Below are 3,189 nucleotides of genomic sequence, written 5' to 3' on the forward strand. Positions count from 1 at the left end.
CCTACAGAGACAGTGGATGAGATCGACTTTTTGATCGTCATGGGAGGACCTCAATCGCCAGATGAAGATCGAGAAGCTTTTCCATACTACGATCCTCAGGCAGAGATCGAGTTGATTCAAAAAGCCATCAAGGCAGATCGTTATATTGTTGGCGTCTGCCTTGGTGCCCAGCTCCTGTCTGTTGCCTATGGAGCGAAGTATGAGCACAGTCCGGAACGTGAGATTGGGGTTTATCCTGTGACCTTGACGCCTGAAGGACTCACAGATCCACATGTCGGTGAGTTTGGAAAAACTCTTGAAACTGGTCACTGGCATGGTGATATGCCCGGATTGACAGAAGATGCTGTCGTTCTTGCGACTAGTCAAGGGTGTCCACGTCAGATGATTCGCTTTAGTCCGAAACATTATGCCTTCCAAGCTCACTTGGAATTTGATCCAGAAGCAGTTGATCTCTTGATTGCTGCAGACGGTGAAGCTGTTTTGGAAGATCAAAGCCAAAACCTGACCTTTGTTCAAAAACCCGAAGCCATTCGTGCTTACGATTATCGAGAAATGAATGCCAAACTCTATGAATTTTTGGATTCATTAACAAAATAAATAAAAAAGAAAGGATGGGTAGTTCGGGTTTGAAATTGTACCCGGAATCGCCTTAACTTTCAAAACTAACTTACAATTGAACCCGCCCTAAAAGCTGTGTGAAAAAGATCGATGGACTTGCAAGTCCAGTACTTGCTGCGTCCATCCCCTATTTTCACTGTGCTTTTTACGGGCTTGGTATCTTATAGAAAGGTAGAGCACGTGTTCTGATTTGAACACGAGCGGAAAGCTTTTCAAATCACTCAATTAAAAAAGAAAGGATGGGTTAACCGTATTCTCTGAACTGAATACGGGCGGAGAACTGTGTAAAAAAGATAAACTGTCTAGCATCTGCGATGCGTCGTCAGTTTCCTATTTTTACTTTGTTCTCTGTCGCCCTTTATATCTTAATTATGTCTATCCATATTGCTGCTAAGCATGGTGAAATTGCTGATAAAATTCTTCTTCCTGGGGATCCTCTTCGTGCGAAATTTATTGCTGAGAATTTCCTTGAAGACGCTGTTTGCTTCAACGAAGTTCGTAACATGTTTGGTTACACAGGGACTTACAAAGGTCACCGTGTTTCTGTTATGGGAACTGGGATGGGGATGCCATCGATCTCTATCTATGCGCGTGAATTGATTGTCGACTACGGCGTGAAGAAATTGATCCGTGTGGGAACGGCTGGTTCTTTGAATGAGGATGTGCATGTTCGTGAATTGGTCTTGGCACAAGCTACCGCAACCAACTCAAACATCATCCGCAACGACTGGCCTCAATACGATTTCCCACAAATCGCTAGCTTTGATCTTTTAGACAAGGCTTACCACATTGCCAAAGACCTTGGTATGACGACTCACGTCGGCAATGTCTTGTCATCAGATGTCTTCTATTCAAACTACGGTGAAAAGAACATCGAGCTTGGTAAATGGGGTGTGAAAGCTGTAGAAATGGAAGCAGCAGCTCTTTACTATCTTGCTGCTCAACACCATGTAGATGCCCTTGCTATCATGACGATTTCAGACAGTTTGGTCAATCCAGATGAAGACACTACAGCTGAAGAACGTCAAAACACTTTCACTGACATGATGAAAGTTGGTCTTGAGACCTTGATTGCAGACTAATGGCAAAATTCCTTCATGATGAATGGCTCTACGATCTCCAAAATTATCACTACAGCCGGGCTCTGCGCTCTATCAAGCAGCAGGAAGAAGTACCGGATTTGTTGGTGAGCTTACTACAGTTAATGGCGGAGCGTCGAGAGCTCAATATCCAACCCGTCATGAATCAAAAGTTGAGAACCGAGTTGCTAGAGGCAACTGGTTTTCAGCTTTTTTGGCATGAAGATCCAGAAGATGAGCTGTTGGCCAACTACCTCTATGACTTAGAGGCGAAGTTGCGAAATGAGCAGATTATTGACTTTGTTCGTGCTGTTAGCCCAGCCATCTATCGGATCTTTATGCGTTTGATTCAGTTGAAAATTCCTGATATTACCAACTATATCTATAACTCCAAAGAATCCAGTTATGACCGTTGGAAATTCGAGAGTCTACATGCGTCAGACAACCCTATCCTGCAGCAATTCCACAGCGAAAGTGTGGTCAATTCGTCCAGTTTGACGGAGTTGATTGTGCAGTTGGATTTGCCAGATAGCGTCAAAGTTGCGGCCCAACAATTGCGGGAGTTAGAAAAATCAGTTCGCAACCCCCTGGCCCACTTGATCAAGCCCTTTGATGAGGAAGAGCTTCATCGGACGACTGGTTTCTCTTCTCAGGATTTTATGAAGAATTTGATTGACCTTGCAAGCTACACTGGCATTCATTATGATCAAGTTAACTTTTATTTTGATCAGGCCAATGCTGTGATGGAAGAGCTACTAAAGGAGAAGTAGATGGATAAGTTTGCTCAACTACAGGAGATGATTGATCAGAGTCAACGGATCGTTTTTTTCGGTGGGGCAGGAGTTTCCACGGAGTCAAATATTCCTGATTTTCGAAGCTCAGACGGTGTCTATAGCGTTCAGGTAGGACGGCATTTGACAGCCGAGCAATTGGTCTCCCATACCATGTTTGAGCGCTATCCAGAGGACTTTTTCGACTTTTATAAGAAGTACTTGCTCTACCCAGATGCCAAGCCCAATGCAGCCCATCGGTATCTGGCTCGGCTTGAAGAGACCGGTAAGCTCAAGGCAGTGGTGACACAAAATATCGATAGTCTCCATGAAATGGCTGGTTCTAAAAAAGTTTGGAAGCTCCATGGCAGCGCCGACCGCAATTACTGTATGGGTTGCCAGCGATTTTATGATTTAGATGCCTTTCTAGCTTTAGAAGGCCCGGTTCCACATTGCCTGAACTGTGGCAAGGTGGTCAAGCCTGATGTGACCCTCTACGAGGAGCCTCTTGATATGTACGTCTTTAGCCAAGCTGCTCAAGCTATCCAAGAGGCTGATCTGCTGATTATCGGTGGAACCTCACTTGTGGTCTACCCGGCAGCCAGTTTGATCCAGTATTTCCAAGGGAAGAAGCTGGTTGTCATCAATAAAACCAGTATCCCACAAGACAAGCAAGCAGACCTGGTCATTGAAGGGAAAATTGGGGAAGTATTTTCACAATT

The 3,189-nt window shown here is 44.6% G+C and carries 3 protein-coding genes and 1 pseudogene; all 4 read left to right on the plus strand.

Features of this window, described 5'->3' with window-relative positions; all coding sequences use genetic code 11:
- Positions 1-597 (plus strand): annotated as a pseudogene (locus tag SPADD19_RS06055) (glutamine amidotransferase-related protein); the annotation flags it as partial.
- A gap of 392 nt (positions 598-989) precedes the next feature.
- Positions 990-1,700: a purine-nucleoside phosphorylase gene (gene deoD, locus SPADD19_RS06060; protein ID WP_049518021.1), complete on the plus strand. Its 711-nt coding sequence runs from the start codon at positions 990-992 to the stop codon at positions 1,698-1,700.
- Positions 1,700-2,467 (plus strand): hypothetical protein, encoded by a 768-nt coding sequence (locus SPADD19_RS06065; protein ID WP_061455520.1) that lies wholly within the window; start codon positions 1,700-1,702, stop codon positions 2,465-2,467. The genes deoD and SPADD19_RS06065 overlap by 1 nt, the downstream gene beginning before the upstream one ends.
- A partial coding sequence (locus SPADD19_RS06070; RefSeq protein WP_061455596.1) for an NAD-dependent protein deacylase occupies positions 2,468-3,189 on the plus strand: 722 nt, incomplete at its 3' end.

It is taken from the genome of Streptococcus parasanguinis (assembly GCF_001578955.1).
In the GTDB taxonomy this organism is placed as follows: Bacteria; Bacillota; Bacilli; order Lactobacillales; family Streptococcaceae; genus Streptococcus; species Streptococcus parasanguinis_U.